The organism is Massilibacterium senegalense (assembly GCF_001375675.1).
In the GTDB taxonomy this organism is placed as follows: Bacteria; Bacillota; Bacilli; order Bacillales; family Massilibacteriaceae; genus Massilibacterium; species Massilibacterium senegalense.
Map to the genome: position 1 here is coordinate 1,588,687 of NZ_LN831786.1, position 19,604 is coordinate 1,608,290.

Sequence of the window (19,604 nt, forward strand, 5' to 3'; positions counted from 1 at the left end):
AGTAAAGGAAAAATCCAAGTAGCTATGATTCACTACTTGGATTTTCTTTTGGTTTTACTACTTTTTTTAGCACAAAGTACGAACAGCCGAAATTACAATACTCCAACAAATATTCCTGTAATGCACCAATTTTCGTATCGTATGTAGAACGAGCATTTCGATCGTCATAAAAACCACGTAAGCGAAGTTGACTATATCCCCAATCCCCTACGATAAAATCATATTTATTTAAAATTTCACTATAACGGTCTAAAAACACTTCTTCGTTATAGCCACCTTTTACATCTTCGACTAATTCATAAAATTGATTACCTATTTGGATCAATGCAATCACCTCATCTTATCCTTCATTTTACCATATGGAAACAAAAACGAAAATATAGAAATATTGAATGTGCATCACTACCAGGGAGTAAAAAGTGGCTCATTGGTCTTTTTTTCATCACATAGAACAAAGGGAGTCAGCCATACTATTCATTGAACAAACATCAGGAAGTGAGAAAAAATGAAACGTATTTTTATTTGTATTATTCTCTTTTATTGTTGTTTTTCTTCCCTACAAGTTGCAGCTGCACAACCAGAAATATACGAACAACGATTATCCTTGTATAAAAAATATGAAAACATCTCCCTTATTCCTTGGTACTACCTTGCAGCCATCGATCAATATGAACGAAATATTCATCCAACTTGCGCCAAACAATGGCCCGTCATTAGTATTTGTATGGACGAACGAACGTGGGTTGGTCCATTAAATCCTAATGAAAAAGATGAACATCCATTATCTATTTCCTTTTTTAATGGTATTGGCGTAGATGGAAATGGGGATGGAAAAGCAAGTATCCAAGATGATGAAGATCGTTTATATAGTCTTGTTGTGTCGTTATCTGATCATTCTCATGATATTGATAAAGCCATTTGGAATCGATATAAACGAGATAAAGCGGTTCATTTAATTCGAATGTTCGCCAAAATTTATAAAGATGTTGGACATGTCGAACTAACAGAACGAACTTTTCCGCTCCCTTTAACAGCTAATTATAGCTATCGAAGTACATGGGGAGACCGGCGTGGTTTTGGTGGGCTCCGGATTCATGAAGGAACAGATATTTTCGCCAATTACGGAGTTCCGATTCAATCTACGACATATGGAATTGTGGAAATGAAAGGATGGAATCGTTACGGAGGTTGGCGAATCGGTATTAGAGATACGAATCAAATTTACCATTATTACGCCCACCTGCAAGGTTTTGAAAAAGGAATAAAAACAGGTGATGTCGTCAAACCAGGACAAATCATCGGATATGTTGGAAGCTCTGGTTACGGTCCACCTGGAACACAAGGAAAATTTCCACCACACCTCCATTATGGAATGTATAAAGATAACGGGAAAAGAGAATGGTCTTTCGATCCTTACCCTTCTTTACGAACATATGAACAAATGGAACGAAAAAAACGAACCAATTCGACATAACCAATTGGTTCGTTTTTTTATCTAGTAACGGATGGGTAACTGAACAAGCCCTCCGCTTTTTTAATCCAGCTACAGGCGCTAAGAGCTCGAGTCATACGTCATCTTGCTCCATGAGGAAAACCCGCCTCATTCCACAAGCTGTCTTATGCTTGTCGCTCCTGAACAAGCGCCTTCCGATTTTTTTAATCCAGCTACAGGCGCTAGGAGCTCGAGTCATACGTCATCTTGCTCCATGAGGAAAACCCGCCTCATTCCACAAGCTGTCTTATGCTTGTCGCTCCTGAACAAGCGCCTTCCGATTTTTTATTTTTGTTTTGTGACTCGGACTGCATGGACGACGCTTGCAACTAGGCCACCCCAAATAATAACCATCCCGACAATCATCATAACGACTGCACTTGTATTCATGAGTACGCCCCTTTCCGTTCTTTTATTATCCATCTAGACGTTTTTCTTTTTCCATTTTGTAAAGGATAATAAAATACCTAACAAAATAGTTCCAATTACGACATACACACCATAATAAAGTAAGAATGACCATTCATAGCTGCCGTACGGCTCTTTCACATTTACTGCAATATTATCGTATGTCATATAGCCTAAAACAATTGGTGTTATAACACTTAACATGATAATCCACCAAGAACCTAACTGGATATCACTAACGGCATTGGCATGATCTTGATATGCTTTTAATTTACGTAAAATCCAAGCGATGACTACTACTTCTATAAGTCCTGAGACAGCGACACCAAATGTATTAATGAAGTAGTCGATGGCGTCTAAGAAATATAGACCACCTTTCGTTGCATAAATAATCGATGCTAAAGCAGATAATCCACCACCTACAGTAACCGCCACTTTACGTGACACGTTAAATTTATCTTGAATAGCTGCGATGTATGTTTCTAAAATCGATATTAAAGATGTAATTCCTGCTAATACTAAAGAACCGAAAAATAAAAATCCAAATAATTCATTGAAAGCAGGGAATTGATTAATAATTTCTGGGAAAACAACGAATGCAAGCCCAACACCACTAGATACTACTTCTTCTACTGGTTTTCCTGATTGAACTGCCATAAACCCTAAAGCACTAAATACTCCAATACCTGCTAATAGTTCAAACCCTGAGTTTGCAAATCCAGTAATAAACGCATTGTTTGTTACGTCCGATTTTTTTGGTAAGTAACTAGAATACGTAATCATAATCGCAAAAGCAATAGATAAACTAAAGAAAATTTGTCCGTATGCTGCAATCCACACTTTCCCATCTTTAATTGTAGACCAATCTGGCGTAAAAAAGGCATTTAATCCTTCCATCGCACCATCTAATGATAAAGAACGGATAACAATTAATAAGAACATAAATACTAAAAGCGGAATAAAGATCCGACTTGCTAATTCAATTCCTTTTTTAACCCCTTTAAATAAAATGCCTAATACAACACCCCAAATAACGAGAAGCGGAATGAACACATTTGGAACAATTCCTCCGAATTCTCCAGGTGTATCACCAATTTTTAAATATTTTTCAAATAAAAATGCTTCTGTGTTCGAACCCCATGATAAATCAATCGCATAAAATGCATACATTGATGCCCAAGCAATAATCACGGCATAATACGTTGAAATAACAAAGGCAATTAGTACTTGCCACCATCCGAGCCATTCTAATTTCGGATTAATTTTCCAAAATGTTAGCGGCGATGAGCCACGATATTTTTGTCCTAATGTAAACTCTAAAATTAATAATGGAATACCAGCTGTAAGTAATGCGAATAAATATGGTACGAAAAAGGCCCCTCCTCCATTTTCATAAGCAACAGCAGGAAAGCGCCAAATATTTCCGAGCCCAACGGCTGAACCAACTGCTGCTAAAATAAAACCAGCCCTTGTTCCCCACTGTTCTCTTTGTTCCATTACGAACACCCCCTTTTTTGTTTTTTCTGAAAATTAAGTTTAAAAGTATGATTCAAAATAGTCTGATTATTGTGATGCTAGTATAATTTTAACCTATTAAAATGTCAAACTCATTTTTCTGGAAAATTTCAATAATGAGGAAAAGAAGCGACATTTCTATTTGTCGCTTCTCTCTTCTATATTATATTATGTTGTCTTTTTCTCCGTATATTAATAACAAAAACGAATAAAACAAATAAAAGAAAGGCAGTTAAAAAGCCAAATAAATTACTTTCTGTAAAACCAAATACGATATAGCCAATCGCACTAAATAATGCGGCAATGAGTGCATAAGGGAGTTGAGTAATAATATGGTCCATATAATCACACCCTGCCCCGGTAGATGATAGGACAGCCGTATCAGAAATTGGTGTACAATGGTCACCGAATACGGTACCACTAATCGATGCAGCCATAATTGGTAATAACAACGTAACGTCTGTTTGCATCGCAATTTCCCCAGCAATTGGTAACATAATACCAAAAGTTCCCCAAGACGTTCCAGTTGAAAAAGCCATAAGTGCTCCAACTATAAATAATAAAAATGGTAAATAAGCAACATCAATATGTTGGTTTACAAGACCAGCAAAGTATTCTCCTGTTTTTAATGTCGAAATGACGTCCATAATCATCCAGGATAATAATAAAATATAAATAGGAGGTAACATTGATTTGGTTCCGACCCATAATCCTTTTTTATATAAAGAAGTGCTTAAACGGTGACGGAAATATAAAATAGTACTTAATACTAATGCCACTAACCCGCCGATAAATAATGAAAATCCAACATCTGTATTTTCAAGCATCGCCATAAACGTTACAGGACCTTCTGTATTTTTCACTCCTGTATAGCCAATTAACGCAAACGTACTAAAAATCAATACTAAAATTGGTAATAATAAATCCATCACTCGGCCATGTTCGTTTTCCGGAAGCTGCTTGTCTGCATGAACAACACTTCCTCGTTTCGCTGGATTTGTCACATCCCCTTGTTGTAACGCTCTTTCTTCATGCTTTTTCATCGGACCGATATTTAAATTAAACATCGCAGCTGCAAGTAACATGAAAATCGCTAAAATTACATAATAATTCATTGGAATCATTTGTAGAAAGGCAGTCATTGGCGCAACGTCCGTAATATTTAACGAAACAAAAACGCCCCCGATTAACGTAATAATATAAGCACCCCAACTAGAAATTGGACTTACCGCACACACTGGCGCACTCGTGGAATCAATATAATAGGCCAGTTTCACACGTGATACTTTAAACCGATCTGTAACCGGACGGCTAATACTACCTACTGCTAACGCATTAAAATAATCATCAATAAAAATAATGATTCCTAATACGATAGGTAATAATTGGGCTCCAATGCGTGACTTTACTTTTTTAATTGCCCATTCTCCAAATGCTTTACTTCCCCCTGAAACCGAAATAACTGCCGTCATCATCCCTAAAAAGAATAAAAAAGATAAAATATAAATATTTCCTAAATTCCACCCGTCTTCTGTATAAATAATGCCAAGTGCAATATTTCCTAAATAACGAAGTGCTTCTGCCACTTTAAAATCACTGGCCATAAAAGCACCGACTACGATCCCAATGCCAAGTGATAGTAGTACACGTTTTGTAATGACAATCATTACAATGGCTAATAACGGTGGTATGGTTGAATAAATAGTTCCTTCCATAAAAAAAACCCCCTTTACTATTAATCATTGGGGATTCACTACTAATAAATAAAAAAAGCGATGATCGAAATAACGATCATCACCTAATGTTTAAGTAATGGATGTTATCTCCATCACGACTAGTAGCGCCCCATTATAAAATGAAATACATCATTTTATAATGACAGTGTTGTACTTATTCAATACAACCCCAGCATATACACATCGACTAGTGTACATACTTCGGCAACATCCCCTTTTTATAATCGTCATCGGTGTCACCCTCTGATTATATACTCATGAACATTGCGCCTCTATCCCGTCGATTGGATAAAGAAATCTTTCATCAGAGAGATGTTACAATTCTCTACTGATCATGACCTATATTTATTTAATACACTTTTTAAGGAATGAATAATATTATAATAGCAAAGCTTTTTTATTTTATCAATATGACTATTTCTCCTCTTTCGGCGGAGGCACCGATGGTCTTGAAAAATCACTAGAACCGCCAGAATGATAATATTGCGGTACTTCCCCTTGCACGTACTGTGTAGCAATAACAATATTTGATGATACTTCACTTGTTTTTGAAGCAAAAGGAATAATTACCTTCACTTTCACTGTAATATTAATAGAAAGTTCGATTAGTGCGTTGTTGATTCCGACTTCTTTTATCGTTTTATTCATTTCAGATTGAGCATCCCCAATCATCGTAAAATGAACTGGGATTTTTGGACCTAAATTTGCTAGCAATACATTATTCGTCGCTTGCCCGAGTGGAATCATATGGACAATTCCTGGTTGTTTTTGCTTATTTTTATCTACTTCAATTTTAATCCCATCAATAGAGCCGAGATCATCCATTTCCCCGTCCTCAATTTTTTGCAAATAATTTTGCACTCTTGTTGTTGCTTTTGACAATACTTTATTTGAAATAACAGGATCAAATCCAATCGATGTTATTTTTCCGTCTGCACTTTTTTCAATCATCACTAGTTCTGACATCTCTTCTTCATCAATGATTCGTTTTGTAATGGCATCATTAATCGCATGTCCTGCAATACGTTCCGTTTCATTTTCCGCAATCGTTAATAAAGTAGGACGAATCGCATTTTCGATATATACCATCGATTGCCACGTAATGAGAACAAAAAGAAGGATCGCCGTGACAAACACATACCGAAAAGGGAGTGGCGTCCGTCTCCTTTTGCGCTTATTTTTCCAAATGATTCTCCGCCGTCTCCACAAAAAAAATCCCTCCCTTATCACTTATATATGTGATAAGGGAGGGATTTAGACTGTTTTTACAGCTTGCGTAAGTGACGATCCCATTCAAAGTTTGGCAATGTTGTTTCCACTTCTTCAAATGTATCGCGAAGCAATGCCGCTACATCACGAATTTCATCTTGTGCATATTCTTCACTACGAAGTGTGATAAAATGCGATAATCCATAATAATTGGCAAAGAAATCAACTCGGCGCATCGTCGCATTCAAAACAACATAAGGAGCAACACCTGTTAAATTTGCTTGCACTAACTTTTCATACAATTGAACACTTTTTTCGTATTGTGCCGTTATAATTTCCTTGATTTTTTGCGCTTCTTTCATTTCTTGTTTTGTAACAACGATTTCTGGTAGTAACCAACCGAAAGACACGTTTGGTAAATAGAAACGGAAATCAAAAGCACGATGACGAAGTAATTGATGATGACATCCTTCTGAACAATGAAGCGTCACAAATTGTCCAAAGCTTCGGTACGTTTGTGGCATTTCTGAAAAACGATTCATCTTTTCAAAAGAGCCAGACGGCAGTTGTTCCATTCCTGCTTCAAAACGAGGACCAATTGTTTCCACTGATACCCGTTCATACGAATGGCCAGCTTGTACTTCTTTCACTTCTTCGTAACGTGTTTTCACATAAGTTTTTAAAAAGCTTGTTGCTTCTGTATGACTAATAAGCGATGGTAATACTTCGGTTGCATGATCACGAATTTTTTTCGCAATCATTACCGCTTCTTCATTGTACCCTTCATGTGATAAAAGTTCACTAATACAATCGCTAATCGCACGTGCATTTCCAGTAATCGCAACATTGGATTTTGTCGCTAACGGTAAAATGTTCCGAGCATTTTCATACGCTAATTTTTCGATTGCTCCATCGGATAGTTCCGGATGTGCTGCTCTTAATAATGGAATAAATAAAGGAACAAGTTCTTCATATAACACGAAACATTCTTTTAAAAAGCTGTCCACTTCTTCCTTTAATTCCAGATGCTCATCTAATTCACTAGGCAATACATAATCTTGTGGTTTTTGATAACGCAATGAAAACTCCGTAAAGGACAACCACTTAGAAGCTTGTGTCGTTTCTAATAATTCTGTAAACCATCTAGAAACACCTTCAATACAAAGCTGTGCAAAAGCGTGTTCTTTAATACTAGAGTGCCCGTAATCTACTCCCCACTTTTTCATAAAACCGCCCGCATGTGCATTCGACTTTTTAAACATCTGAATCATATCGATATCCGGAAGAGCTAACATATCTTCTGCAATTAAATCTTCTAAATTATCGCGAAAGCTTTTGGGACTACGACTAACTTTTGCAAAAACAGTCCCTACTACTTCTGTTGGGACGTTTTTTATTGCATAAACTTGATCGGTTACCGACGTTACATAATTTTCTATTTTACTCACAATCATCTCTCCTATTTCCTATATTTCACACGATTGAATCATAACGGAAAGTTCTTTTGAAAGATCCAAATTATACGGTTCTTTCACTTCTTTTCCATATTCTTCTAGAATCCGAACGATTGGCCGTTCACTCATTTTTTTATAAATCCGAGAAACAATTCCCATCCGTCCATCATTTAATTGTACAGGAACACCAATCGGATACATCGCAACTGTGTTTTTAAATACTTCTACAAACTTCGTTTCAAATTGTGTCCCGCACCCTGCATATAAAATTTCTAATGCTTCATGGGGCAACATTGCTTTTCGGTAACTTCGATTTGTCGTCACCGCATCGAATACATCACAAATGGCGATAATTTTCGCAAAATCGTGAATTTCGCCTCCTTTTAATTGACGAGGATACCCAGTTCCGTCCAGTCGTTCATGATGTTGAAACGCACAATGAGCAACCGTAAAAGGAATCGTATAAACACCCCTTAATAACTCATATCCTCTTGTTGAATGTTTTTTTATTTCATCAAATTCTTCTTTTGTTAGCCTACCTGGTTTCCCTAAAATTTCTATCGATGTACCGATTTTTCCTATATCATGTAACAAAGCACCAAGCCCAATCATCTCTACTTCTCTTTTTAGAAAATTCAACTCATTCGCCACCGCCAATGCATAAATCGTCACATTTAACGAATGACGAAATAAATAATCATCATGTGCATGAATATTCGTTAATAAAGAAATCGCTTCTTTGTTATTTTGAAGATCATCAAAAAGCGTACGAACTGTTTCTAATAACGTAAAACTAATCCGCTCTACTGGTAACACTTTTTTTACTGTTTTTTTTTGATTGATTTGGACGAATATATCTTTAATTTTCGTATATGCTGCATGATACGTTTCGGTTGAAATTCCTTCTTTTAGTTTGATACCTTCCGTTCGTTTATCTTCAATATAAACAAACGGTATCTTTAATAATTTTAACTTTTCAATTAAAGGAGCATTTAACATCATTCCCGATTGAATTAATGCTCTTCCCGTTTTATCTACTACTGCTTTGTGTAAGACCATTCCTACTTTTAGTGCATCAATGTTTATTAATCTCATAGTAACTAACGCTCCTACTACTTTATCTAAATTTTTGATAACGATTACTAAAAGTCCATCATTCTGTCCTTGCTCGAACTTATTTATTAATAAAAAAACATCGATAAAAAATAAAATTTTATTATCTACTTGTTTTTAATTTCCACGTTAATACATCACGGATGAATTCAGGAAGATAATATGTTTTTTCTTTTGCTACACTCATTTCTGGAAATAATGGTCCAAATGTAAACATGTCTAACGTAGCCACAACATACTCTTTAAAAGGTTGAATAGGTTTCCCGTTTATTCTAATAGTGGTCACATGGTTTAATCCATCTGCCCCCCAAGTAGTAGTGACCTCGATACCATAAAACGCCATCATCCCCATAATCCGTCCCCGAAATCCAAGTCCCCGAACTTTTAATTTTTGCATATCAGCACTAAAAGAAGCCATAATAATTTCTTTTAATTTATCTCCTCGTAACGTCACTTTACACGGATTAATAGGATGTGGACAAATGGCATGGATGTGATTATACGTGACCGGTCCTTTCGGTAATCCGTGTAACAACACCCCTGCATTTAACATACTTACTTCTGCGTCACACCATGTTGCTAATCCTTCTGCTAATAAATCAGCTAGTTCAGACGATTCAAACCACGAATGAAAAATAGGTTGATCAAGTGTCGTCACAACAGCAGCAAGTTTTTTCTTTGCTTCTTCTTCTAATTGATCAAGCAGTTTTGTAGCTTCTTCATCAGCAGGAAGGAAATCAATTGAAATAGCCCCTGCTTCTTTTTTCAATACCTTTTTTGTCGTATCATCAAAGACTAGTTTTACTTGACCGACAAAGTGACCGTAACGACCAACTTGCGCAATTAATGTATCCTTTACAAGCTTTCCTTGTTTTAATAAATGATGAGTATGACCACCTAAAATAACGTCAATGCCATCCACGTGTTCAGCTATCCATTCATCACTAGAAAGCCCTAAATGAGATAAAACAAGCACGACATCTGCTTGTGCTCTCACTTTCTCGACTAACTGTTGAATGATTGTATAAGGGTCCTCGACATGCCAACCAATTTGTTTATAAAACAATTCATACGGAAACGTAAAACCTATCATACCTATTTTTAAGCCATTTTGAAGGGTTTTGATTTGATACGGTTGAAGCCATTTCGGATACGTACCATCTTGTTCTTTTAAATTCGCAACAAGAACAGAAAAATCAGCTCCTTCATATAAGTCATCCAACTCTTGTTTCGAAAACGTAATGCCTTCGTTATTCCCAATTGTTACAGCATCTACCTGTAACGCATTTAACAACTGAACATTTGCTTTTCCAGCCGTTCCTTCTGTAAGAAGAGCCGAACGATCTGCATGGTCTCCAAGATCGACATACACACTTTCTTCTTGGCGTAATTGATGCGATAATCTCATCCGCTTCATAAATGTAACAATTTTTCCCCACTGCTCAAAATGACTGTGCAAATCATTCGTATGATAAATAAAACACTCTTTCTGCGACACGGACGCCCCCCCTCTCTTACAATCCTTCGATGATTAAACGAATTCCAATCAAAATTAACACCATTCTAAGTGCTGTCACCACTTGATTTGCTTTCATTTTTGCATTCAAATAAGACCCGATTTTTGCCCCGTACCATGCTCCTGGTACTAAAGCAAACGTATATAACCATTCTACATTACCTAATGCTATATGAGAAAGAGAACCGGTTAAACTTGATAAAAAAATTAAAAACATGCTAGTTGCCACAGCAACATGAGGTGGAAATGAAAATAACACAAGCATTACTGGCATCATTAATGCACCGCCGCCGATTCCAAATAAACTAGAAATCGTTCCGACTAAAAACGAAATGACAATCGCGACTCCTGGTCGGTAACCATATGTATGTGTTTTTCCAAATTCATCAATTACGGTTTTCTGAATACCACCTGTGGAATGAAGTGGTTTTAATTTATGCCGAATCATTAACAAAAAAGAAATAGCAATCATCACAATCCCAAAATAAATAGTAAATTGATCTTGATTCATGCCTTTATTTAAATAAGACCCAAAAATCGCCCCTGGGCCACTACCGAGGAAAAAAAGAATCGCACTTTGATAATCTGTTGTTTTTCGTTTCATGTTTGCAATGGTAGAAGATAAACCAGTAAATACAATGACGATAAGACTCGTCCCAACAGCTAATTGTGGAGTCATATGTGGAATAATATCAAGCTTCCCTAAAAAGAGAAGAACAGGCACGATAATAATTCCACCGCCTAAGCCAATTAAGCTTCCAAAAATTCCTGCACAAAGCCCAACTATTAATAGTATGATCCAAATCACATTTTTTCCAACTCTCTTTTACGTCTTTTTTTCTTTTATTCTACCAAAACATTTGCCATATTTGGGTACTAAAATAAGCCAAGCTGCTTCGGATGCAATCCAACGTACTCTATTTCCAACAATTCAATCAATCGTTTTGCATTATCAGCAGCATCCAATCCTGAATTGTTATTAAAGACTATACAAACAATTTTTGCTTGTTTATGTAACTCCCTAATATAGTCCGCCCACTCTCGTAATTCTTCTTCATTATATCGATACAAAAACCGAACTTTCCGCCATTCCTCTCCACTCCGATTTCCACGAATCCACCCCGCCTTATTTCGTCCGTGCATCCGAACGTAACAAAGTTCTTCGTTTGTAACTTCTAACACCATTGGAACCGAACCTTCCCCTATTTGTGGTTCATCACAAATCGTATACACAAATCCTAATTGATGTAAAAATTGAATTGTTTGCTCTTTGAAAGCTGGTGAAAACCATGATTGATGTCGAAATTCAATAGCAACCGGAATATCCCCCATCATCTGTTTCGTATAACGTAATAAATTAACCGACTTTCTCTCACAACGGAACCACGGTGGATACTGAAACAACACCGCTTTTAACTTTCCTGCCTGCAACATCGGTTGAATTGATGCTTTAAATGCTCCGAACATCCCTTCTTTCGAATCAAACGGAATCTCAGAACGCAAATGTCCCGTCATTCCTTGATACGCTTTCACTACAAAACGAAAAATATCCGGCGTCTCCCGAACCCATTTTTCATACGTTGATTCCCGCTGAATCGCATAAAAACTAGAATCCACCTCTACAAAAGGAAAATGACTGCTATATGCTTGCAACAATTCATGCTGTCGTACATGTCCATCATATAAAGAAGGATGGTCTCCCCAACCTGTTACACCGATATAAATCATTTCACTCACTCCTTACGAAAAAGCGAACCCTTCATTTATACAGTCGCTTTTTTTATTAACCATATCACCCTTCCATTATTTCATCATCTGAACGAATTTACCGATACCTTTTTTTGATTTTTTCGTTTTCTCATCAAAAAATGAACATTAATCAGGGCTGTCAATGGATGATTTACTTCATCTAACAAAGTTATCTCTACATAAAATGTTGGGAGGACTGATTCTTTATAATGAATTCGATTTTGATTGAACTATTGCTTTAATTATTTCATCGTCTTTAGCGATAAATTGTCTATACCATTTTCAAAAAAATGGATTATCTTATGCCATCCTATTTCTTGTACTTTCACCAACTGAATAATAAGCACAATATACCACCGAAATCATCACCATCGCTGAAAGTACATGAATTACTGTGAGAGAATTCTCATTACTAGAAGATGCTGCTACAAGTAGTATCTTTTTTTGTACAAAGAACACGAACTACGATTTGATAGTCTAATACTAGGTACAAGATAAAAAAGACAAAAAATAACCCGTCACAAACATTGTTGCGACGAGCTTTTTGAGAATTATCCAATTGAACCTTCCATCTCGAACTTGATTAGACGGTTCATTTCAACTGCATATTCCATTGGTAGTTCTTTTGTAAATGGTTCGATGAAGCCCATGACGATCATTTCTGTTGCTTCTTGTTCTGTTAATCCGCGGCTCATTAAATAGAATAATTTTTCTTCTGATACTTTTGAAACCGTTGCTTCGTGTTCTAATACAATGTTGTCGTTAAAGATTTCATTGTATGGAATAGTATCAGATGTAGATTGATTGTCTAAAATGAGTGTATCACATTTAATGTTTGATTTAGAGCCATCTGATTTGCGTCCAAATTGGCAAAGTCCACGGTATGTTACTTTCCCGCCGTCTTTTGCGATTGATTTAGACACGATAGTAGAAGAACAGTTTGGCGCTAAGTGTACTACTTTTGCACCAGCATCTTGGTGTTGACCTTTACCAGCAATAGCAATGGATAAAATGGTCCCTTTTGCTCCTTCACCTTTCATGAATACAGCTGGATATTTCATCGTTAATTTAGATCCGATGTTTCCATCAATCCATTCCATTGTTGCGTTTTCTTCTGCAACGGCACGTTTTGTTACTAAGTTGTAAATGTTTGGTGCCCAGTTTTGGATAGTTGTGTAACGAGCGTATCCATCTTTTTTCACGATAATTTCAACAACAGCACTGTGCAGTGAGTTTGTTGAGTAAACAGGTGCTGTACAGCCTTCTACGTAATGAACGTGACTTCCTTCATCTGCAATAATTAATGTACGTTCGAATTGTCCCATATTTTCTGAGTTAATACGGAAGTATGCTTGAAGTGGTGTTTCACATTTTACGCCTTTTGGTACGTAGATGAATGATCCACCAGACCAAACTGCTGAGTTAAGTGCTGCGAATTTATTATCTGTTGGTGGAATGACTGTACCGAAATATTGTTTAAAAATGTCTTCATGTTCACGTAATGCACTATCTGTATCCGTGAAAATAACTCCTAGTTCTTCTAGGTCTTCTTGCATGTTGTGATAGACAACTTCTGATTCATATTGTGCAGAAACACCAGCTAAATATTTTTGCTCTGCTTCCGGAATTCCTAATTTATCAAATGTTGCCTTAATTTCTGGTGGCACTTCGTCCCATGAACGTTCTGTTTGTTCAGAAGGTTTTACGTAATACGTAATGTCATCAAAATTAAGTTCTGAAAGGTCACCGCCCCATTGAGGCATTGGCATATTGTAAAAATGTTCTAATGATTTCAAACGGAATTCAAGCATCCATTCAGGTTCATTTTTCATTTTTGAAATTTCTTCTACTACTTTTTTTGTTAATCCGCGTTCTGTACGGAAAATTGAAACGTCTTTATCTCTAAAGCCGTATTTATATTCACCGATTTCTGGCATTTTTTTCGCCATATCGTAATCCCTCCTTAGGTAGGAAAATCACTTTTCTTCACAATGACTATGTCCACATTCTGCCTTTTCATTACCTTCGTTGATCGCTTTTTCTAGCGCTTTCCAAGCTAAGGTAGCACATTTAATCCGCGCTGGAAATTTAGAAACACCTTGTAGTGCTTCAATATCTTCTAATGTAAACTCATCTGGGTCTACATCTTTCCCTTGCATCATATCAGAAAATAACGTTGCCATATGAAGTGCTTGTTCTACCGAACATCCTTTCACTGCTTCTGTCATCATCGATGCAGAACTCATACTAATGGAACAGCCGTCACCGCTAAATCTAGCTTCTTTGATCACGCCATCTTCTACTTTCATTTGAAGTTGGATTCGGTCACCACAAGTTGGGTTGTTCATATTAATCGTTAACGTTTCATCTTCAAAGCTACCTTTGTTTCGAGGATTTTTATAATGATCCATGATCACCCGACGGTATAGTTGATCTAACTGATTAAAAGACATCGCCGAAATACTCCTTTGTTTGAATTAGACTTTTCACGAGTGTGTCGATTTCGTCTTCTGTATTGTATAAATAAAAACTTGCACGAGCAGTGGAAGATGCGTTTAACCATTTCATTAATGGTTGTGCACAGTGATGCCCTGCACGAATCGCTATTCCTTGTTGGTCTAACACAGTTGCAACGTCATGCGGATGAACGCCTTCAAGGTTAAACGTTACGAGACCACCTCTGTCTTGCGGTCCGTAAATTGTCATACCCGGCACTTCTTTCATTCTTTCTAATGCATATTGTGCTAATTGTTTTTCATGCTTTTCGATTTCATCCATTCCGATTTCTTCAAGAAAATCAATCGCTGCACCTAAACCAATTGCACCTGCAATGGTTGGCGTACCACCTTCGAACTTCCAAGGAAGCTCTTTCCACGTAGAATCGTATAAGTCTACAAAATCAATCATTTCGCCACCAAATTCAATTGGCTCCATTTTTTCAAGCAATGCACGTTTTCCGTACAATACACCAATTCCAGTTGGTCCACACATTTTATGACCGCTTAGTGCGTAAAAATCACAATCTAAATCTTGAACGTCCACTTTCATATGTGGCGTACTTTGTGCACCGTCTACGACGATAATCGCACCTTTTTCATGCGCAATTTTCGCCACTTCTTTGATCGGGTTAATCGTACCAAGTACATTAGATACCATTGTCATTGCGACGATTTTTGTGTTTTCATTAATCGTTTGACGTACGTCTTCTAATGAAATTGTGCCGTCTTCTTGAAGTGGTAAGTAGATTAAGTTTGCACCAGTCACTTTGGCTACTTGTTGCCAAGGAATTAAGTTGGAATGGTGTTCCATATACGTAATGACGATTTCATCGCCTTCTTTTACTACATTACGTGCATATCCATGTGCGACAAAGTTTAAAGAAGTTGTCGTACCACGAGTAAAAATAACTTCTGCTGTTTCTTTTGCATGAATAAAGTTTTTTACTTTTTCACGTGCACCTTCATAAGCATCTGTTGCTAACGTTCCAAGTGTATGCACACCACGGTGAACATTAGAATTGTATTCACGATAATATTTATCTAACGCTTCAATTACTGTCACTGGTTTTTGTGAAGTTGCTGCGCTATCTAAATATACTAAACGCTGATCATTCACATTTTGATCTAAAATGGGAAAGTATTGACGAATTTCTTTCACATTCATTAGCGAACTTTCCTTTCTATTACGTCAACAAGGCGATTTTTTACTCCTTCAATAGGTAGTTCACTTACTACTGGATTTAAGAATCCATGAATAATTAATCGTTCTGCCTCTTGGCGTTTAATCCCGCGACTCATTAAATAATATAACTGCAACTCATCTACACGCCCAACACTCGCAGCATGCCCTGCCATTACATCATCTTCATCGATTAAAAGAATTGGGTTTGCATCTCCACGTGCTTTTTCACTTAACATTAACACACGTTCTGTTTGTTCCCCATTTGATTTAGAAGCACCATGTTCGATTTTCGTAATTCCGTTAAAAATCGCACTTGCTTCATCCTTCATTACACCGTGGGAGGTCATATTACTTTCTGATCCTTTTCCGATGTGGTATACACGAGAAACAAAGTTTTGTTTTTGGCTTCCACGACCGACTGCTACTGTTTTTGTATCTGCAAAAGAAGAATCTCCTTCTAGATATGTTGTATTATCAGAGATCGTATTTCCATCGTTCATTTGACCAAGAGCCCAGTAAATATGAGCATCTCGTTTTGCAACACCACGACGATTTACGTATGTCACCATCTCTTTTGCAAACTCATCCACCGATGCGTAAACGATTTTTGCATTTTCTTGTGCAATTGCTTCTACTACGATATTCGCTGTTGATTTTACTTGTTCAGTTGCAATGTAGTTTTCTACGATGTTTACAGAACTAGATGTTTCCGCTACTACTAATACATGGTTCATGAAACCGTAATTTTCGTCATCAATGTAGGAAACCACTTGTAATGGCACGTCAATTTCTACATTTTTCGGAACATATAAAAATGTACCTGCATTCATTAATGCTTCATGAAGTGCTGTAAGACGGTGTTCATCCGCTTTTACTGCTTCTGTCATGTAATATTTTTTAACAAGGTCTTCGTGATTCGTTACAGCTGTTTGAATGTCTGTAAAAATAACTCCTTGTTCTTCTAACTCATTGGATAATTTCGAATATACAAGATGACCGTTATGGTGAACAAGTACATTAGAAGCACCGTGTTCATCATCCAATAATGCATCTAATTCTTTTGGTAAATCTTCACGTGTTACATTATTTTTCACTTCAGATGTATGATTAAATTGGGTAAAATTCCATTTATCAATTTTCGTTTTTTCTGGTTTTAACATTGGAACCGTTTCAGCTAAACCTAATGCTTTTACTCGTCTTTCCACCATCCAAGCCGGTTCTTGTCGTTTGGATGCAAATTGACGAATATACGCTTCATCAAATTGTAATTTCTCTTCCACTGCCATTTTCATCACTCCTTACCGCTTACGCTTCTTCGTTCGCAACTTCATCCACAAACCCGAGCTCTTCTTTTACCCAATCGTATCCTTGCGCTTCTAATTTTTCTGCTAATTCCGGACCACCAGATTTTACGATTCGTCCGTTCATCATTACGTGAACATAATCTGGTTTAATGTAGTTTAATAAACGTTGGTAGTGGGTTATCATAATACAGCCAAAGTTTTCACTACGCATTTCGTTTACACCCTTAGATACTACTTTCAATGCGTCGATATCTAGACCAGAGTCAATTTCGTCTAAAATAGCAAATTTCGGTTCAATCATCATTAATTGAAGAATTTCATTCCGTTTTTTCTCCCCACCTGAGAATCCTTCATTTAAATAACGATGAGCAAATGATTCATCCATTTCAAGAAGGTCCATGCGTTTGTCCATTTGACGGATAAATTTCATTAAAGAAATTTCTTCTCCTTCTTCACGACGTGCGTTAATAGCAGAACGTAAGAAGTCTGAATTTGTTACGCCACTTACTTCACTTGGATATTGCATCGCTAAAAATAAACCTGCACGAGCGCGTTCGTCTACTTCCATTTCTAACACGTCTTCTCCATCTAATGTGATAGAACCACTTGTTACTTCGTATTTAGGATGTCCCATAATCGCTGAAGAAAGCGTTGATTTCCCTGTACCATTTGGACCCATAATCGCGTGCACTTCTCCGCCTTTTACTTCAAGGTTTAATCCTTTAATGATTTCTTTCCCTTCAATAGAAACATGAAGATCCTTAACAACTAAATGTGATGACATAAACATTACCTCCAATGTATTTCAAATGATACCTTACCTGCATAATTTTAAAAAATTTATTCTCAATTCATTCTCAATACCATTTTATAATATAACAGTAGGATAAGCAACCTTAAACATTATAATGATACTTTTTAAATAAAAATATTTAAAAAGTACTCCCACCAACGGTTAGAAGTACTTTTTACATGTTCGATTGTATTGTTTGAAAAAGAATTCTTCGAAAAAAGATTAGAACGTTAAAATGTTTCCATCACTACCCTTTTTAGTTTACCTTATTTTCACTTTGATATCCTATCTTTTCACTCATTTATATAGAAAGAAAACGTACATATTTTTTTAGAAATAAAAAAAGACTAGCAAAAGTGCTAGCCTTTTTATTCCTAAGCGTGCAATGTCATTGCGTCTGCTACAACTTGTTTACTTTCGTAGTAATGTTTTTCTCGTGTTTTCTCCACTTGAATAACGTTGTCTAATGAGCGTGCATATTCCTCATAACCCATTCCGTGTGCTTGATGCATCGCTTTTTCCATACTCTCGGTATAATGTAATTTAAATTTTCGAATATGGTATCCATCCCTTCTGAATTTGTCTATTTCATCATAACACGAACAGATACCACAACAAAAACAGCTTCACTATCCTTCAGAACTCCTCTCATCCTCTAGGAGTGAAAAATTTTAAAACGAACGCGCTCATCGTTACAATTGCATGGATTTTTACGTGCATTGTCGCTTTTTTGCAGTTAAGAAGCGATTCGTCACATTTCTGTAACAAAAAAAGTTCGTTCCTTACTGAAAAGGAATGAACTTTTCCATCTACTTATTTATTTACTGGTACAACCGCACCATTATATTTTTCAATAATCCAATCTTGGATTTCTTTGGAATGAAGTACTTCCATTAATTTTTGAATACGTTCATCGTCTGTATCACCTTTACGCACTGCTACGATGTTTACATATGGAGAATTTTCATCTTCAATTTCAATCGCATCTTTCATTGGGTTTAATCCAGCATCTAATGCAAAGTTTGAATTAATAATGACTAAATCACCTTCATTGTTTTCATACACTTTTGGTAATAATTCTGGGTTTATATCATATTTAAATGTTAAATTTTTCGGGTTTTTCGCAATATCTTCAAACGTTGCATCGATTGTTTTCCCTTTTTTCAAAGTAATTAATCCCTTTTCTTGTAGTAATAACAATACACGACCATGGTCTGCAACAGAGTTACTTAAAATAACCGTTGCTCCGTCTTTTACATCTTCAAGCTTTTTGTATTCTTTAGAATAAATACCGATTGGTTCGATATGAACGCCACCTGCATCTTCAAATTCATAACCATGTTCTTTTATTTTTTTTTCGAAAAACGGTTTATGTTGATAGAAGTTTGCGTCTAATTCTTTTTGTGCTAATGCTTTATTCGGTAAGACGTATTCTTGGAATGTTTCAATTTCTAATTCAATGCCTTCTTTTTCTAATAACGGTTTAGCTTGTTCTAAAATTTCCGCATGCGGTACGTTTGTTGCTCCCACGACCAATTTATTTTTATCTTCTTTTGCATTTCCTGAACATGCCGCTAAAACAAACGTTAACACTGCAATTGATAATAATGAAAGTATTTTTTTCATTTTCCTAT

Annotated in this window: 18 protein-coding genes and 1 riboswitch; of the genes, 1 reads left to right on the forward strand and 17 read right to left on the reverse strand. The window is 36.4% G+C overall.

Annotated elements, in window-relative coordinates:
* Positions 1-22 precede the first annotated feature (22 nt).
* Positions 23-325, reverse strand: a complete 303-nt coding sequence (locus BN1372_RS11265) for a YutD family protein (protein ID WP_062201315.1) — start codon at positions 323-325, stop codon at positions 23-25.
* Positions 326-505: 180 nt separating this feature from the next.
* On the opposite strand from BN1372_RS11265, the gene BN1372_RS11270 reads away from it, so the two are divergent.
* Complete coding sequence (locus BN1372_RS11270; protein WP_062199527.1) at positions 506-1,474, forward strand: M23 family metallopeptidase; 969 nt, start codon at positions 506-508, stop codon at positions 1,472-1,474.
* Between the two features lie 303 nt (positions 1,475-1,777).
* Here BN1372_RS11270 and BN1372_RS14725 read toward each other — a convergent pair whose 3' ends face one another.
* The 16 genes from BN1372_RS14725 to BN1372_RS11340 form a co-directional block, all read right to left on the reverse strand.
* Complete coding sequence (locus tag BN1372_RS14725; protein WP_074018183.1) at positions 1,778-1,882, reverse strand: methionine/alanine import family NSS transporter small subunit; 105 nt, start codon at positions 1,880-1,882, stop codon at positions 1,778-1,780.
* A gap of 33 nt (positions 1,883-1,915) precedes the next feature.
* Positions 1,916-3,397: a sodium-dependent transporter gene (locus tag BN1372_RS11275; RefSeq protein ID WP_062199529.1), complete on the reverse strand. Its 1,482-nt coding sequence runs from the start codon at positions 3,395-3,397 to the stop codon at positions 1,916-1,918.
* Between the two features lie 176 nt (positions 3,398-3,573).
* On the reverse strand, positions 3,574-5,130 hold the full coding sequence (locus tag BN1372_RS11280; protein WP_062199532.1) for a Na+/H+ antiporter NhaC family protein: 1,557 nt from the start codon (positions 5,128-5,130) through the stop codon (positions 3,574-3,576).
* A 115-nt stretch (positions 5,131-5,245) separates the two neighbouring features.
* A riboswitch (Lysine riboswitch) is annotated at positions 5,246-5,434 on the reverse strand.
* A gap of 131 nt (positions 5,435-5,565) precedes the next feature.
* Complete coding sequence (gene yunB, locus BN1372_RS11285; RefSeq protein WP_187118410.1) at positions 5,566-6,360, reverse strand: sporulation protein YunB; 795 nt, start codon at positions 6,358-6,360, stop codon at positions 5,566-5,568.
* 56 nt (positions 6,361-6,416) lie between these two features.
* Positions 6,417-7,808: an FAD-dependent thymidylate synthase gene (locus BN1372_RS11290; protein ID WP_062199536.1), complete on the reverse strand. Its 1,392-nt coding sequence runs from the start codon at positions 7,806-7,808 to the stop codon at positions 6,417-6,419.
* An 18-nt stretch (positions 7,809-7,826) separates the two neighbouring features.
* Positions 7,827-8,909, reverse strand: coding sequence for an HD-GYP domain-containing protein (locus BN1372_RS11295; RefSeq protein ID WP_062199544.1), 1,083 nt, complete (start codon positions 8,907-8,909; stop codon positions 7,827-7,829).
* 121 nt (positions 8,910-9,030) lie between these two features.
* Entirely contained in the window at positions 9,031-10,425 is a 1,395-nt protein-coding gene (locus BN1372_RS11300; protein ID WP_062199546.1) for a bifunctional metallophosphatase/5'-nucleotidase, read from the reverse strand.
* A 16-nt stretch (positions 10,426-10,441) separates the two neighbouring features.
* Positions 10,442-11,251 carry a sulfite exporter TauE/SafE family protein gene (locus BN1372_RS11305; protein WP_062199548.1) on the reverse strand — a complete coding sequence of 270 codons (810 nt, stop codon included), beginning with the start codon at positions 11,249-11,251 and terminating at the stop codon, positions 10,442-10,444.
* A 68-nt stretch (positions 11,252-11,319) separates the two neighbouring features.
* The gene (locus BN1372_RS11310; protein ID WP_062199550.1) at positions 11,320-12,171 is read right to left on the reverse strand and encodes a DUF72 domain-containing protein; all 852 of its coding nucleotides are present in this window, start codon (positions 12,169-12,171) and stop codon (positions 11,320-11,322) included.
* A 572-nt stretch (positions 12,172-12,743) separates the two neighbouring features.
* A complete protein-coding gene (gene sufB / locus BN1372_RS11315; RefSeq protein WP_062199551.1) occupies positions 12,744-14,141 on the reverse strand; it encodes a Fe-S cluster assembly protein SufB in 1,398 nt (465 codons plus the stop codon).
* A gap of 27 nt (positions 14,142-14,168) precedes the next feature.
* Positions 14,169-14,645, reverse strand: coding sequence for a Fe-S cluster assembly sulfur transfer protein SufU (sufU, locus tag BN1372_RS11320; protein ID WP_062199553.1), 477 nt, complete (start codon positions 14,643-14,645; stop codon positions 14,169-14,171).
* A complete protein-coding gene (locus BN1372_RS11325) occupies positions 14,635-15,855 on the reverse strand; it encodes a cysteine desulfurase (protein WP_062199556.1) in 1,221 nt (406 codons plus the stop codon). The genes sufU and BN1372_RS11325 overlap by 11 nt, the downstream gene beginning before the upstream one ends.
* Entirely contained in the window at positions 15,855-17,159 is a 1,305-nt protein-coding gene (gene sufD, locus BN1372_RS11330) for a Fe-S cluster assembly protein SufD (protein ID WP_062199558.1), read from the reverse strand. The genes BN1372_RS11325 and sufD overlap by 1 nt, the downstream gene beginning before the upstream one ends.
* Before the next feature lie 19 nt (positions 17,160-17,178).
* Entirely contained in the window at positions 17,179-17,961 is a 783-nt protein-coding gene (gene sufC / locus BN1372_RS11335; protein ID WP_062199560.1) for a Fe-S cluster assembly ATPase SufC, read from the reverse strand.
* 383 nt (positions 17,962-18,344) lie between these two features.
* Positions 18,345-18,494 (reverse strand): YuzK family famiily protein, encoded by a 150-nt coding sequence (locus tag BN1372_RS15385; protein WP_187118411.1) that lies wholly within the window; start codon positions 18,492-18,494, stop codon positions 18,345-18,347.
* Between the two features lie 289 nt (positions 18,495-18,783).
* On the reverse strand, positions 18,784-19,596 hold the full coding sequence (locus BN1372_RS11340) for a MetQ/NlpA family ABC transporter substrate-binding protein (RefSeq protein ID WP_062199562.1): 813 nt from the start codon (positions 19,594-19,596) through the stop codon (positions 18,784-18,786).
* Between the last annotated feature and the right edge of the window lie 8 nt (positions 19,597-19,604).